The following is a 1,236-nucleotide window of genomic DNA, read 5'->3' on the forward strand; positions in this document are numbered from 1 at the left end:
TAGCCCGGATTTCTCATAGTGCTCCAACAACCTTCGCAGACCAAGCCTGGTAGTGCCAGATCCGAGTGGTCATGGTCGAAGTTGGCGATTATTTAGCCAGTTTCCGGCATTCAGGCACAACTCCCCCTTTCCCCCATTGGTATCGGGCCGGGGGAGCCCGATTATCTACTGGGGCACCAAGCGCTGAACCAGTGCTGAGAGATCGTTCTTGTGTGGATAGCTATCACTCATCAACACCCGTATTCGGCGGGTGTTGCGGATGATGACTGCGCCAACCTTGATCAGCTTCAAGCGCAAGGTGCCGGCACTCATACGTTCGAAGGGCGTGTTTTTCAGATGCACCCGCAAACGCTCGAACAGGGTGTAGGCGAAGCCGGATAAGATCAGCCGCCACTGGTTGGTCCACCAGTGTGTGCTGGAGGTGCGACCGGCAAACAGATCCAGTTGTTGATCCTTGATCCGGTTCTCCATATCACCCCGTGCGCAATACTGTTCGTAGTAGAGCTTGAATCCGTCATCGTAGCGGGAGCTGATAACGAACCGGGGGTTCGGGCCTTGAGGGCCATATTCCAGGCGCGCAACCACCCAGCGTGGCTTATGCCAGCTTCGGGCTTTGTAGCGGAAGCGGAAGGTGCTGGCGAGCTTATGGCCATGAGCCTCGTAGTAGGTCCGGACTTTGTCCATGGCTGGGGCGGCAAGCGCCTCCAGCCGCTGGTTGCGGGCCATGCCTACGATGTAATCCACCTGGTTGCGATCGCACCAGGCCAGCAGTCGGGGCTTGCTGAAGTGGGAGTCGCCCCGGAACACGATCCGGGTCTGTGGCCAATACTCGCGAATAAATCGCACCAGCAGCGCCAGAATGGCCCAGCTGTGCCGGGCATCACCTCGATTGCTGGTGCGCAGATAGCTCACCAGCAAGTGCCTACCGCAGAAGACGTAAAGCGGGAAGTAGCAGTGATGGTCGTAATACCGGTTAAAGAACTTACCCGGCTGGTCGCCGTGCACCGGAATATCGGTGCCGTCAAAATCCAGCACGATTTCCTTGGGCGGCTTCTCATGCTGCTCGATAAAGTGGTGCCAGAGCAACTCATGCGCTTTGACAATGGTTTGCCGATCCATCGCCTGCTCCATTCGACAAAGCGTGGACTTGCCGGCCAGAGTCGAGGCATTCCCCGTGGCGGTTTGTAGTGCCTGATCAAAGCGAAGCGCTTCATGATCATTCAGATCTTCGTAGCC

1 protein-coding gene is annotated in these 1,236 nt (G+C 57.2%); it reads right to left on the reverse strand.

From position 1 onward, the window contains the following. Positions 1-165: 165 nt before the first annotated feature. Positions 166-1,236 (reverse strand): IS1380-like element ISMaq3 family transposase (locus tag BM035_RS22220; protein ID WP_008174531.1); only part of this gene is annotated, 1,071 nt, incomplete at its 5' end.

The sequence above is a fragment of the Marinobacter sp. DSM 26671 genome, from assembly GCF_900112835.1.
GTDB lineage: Bacteria > Pseudomonadota > Gammaproteobacteria > Pseudomonadales > Oleiphilaceae > Marinobacter > Marinobacter flavimaris.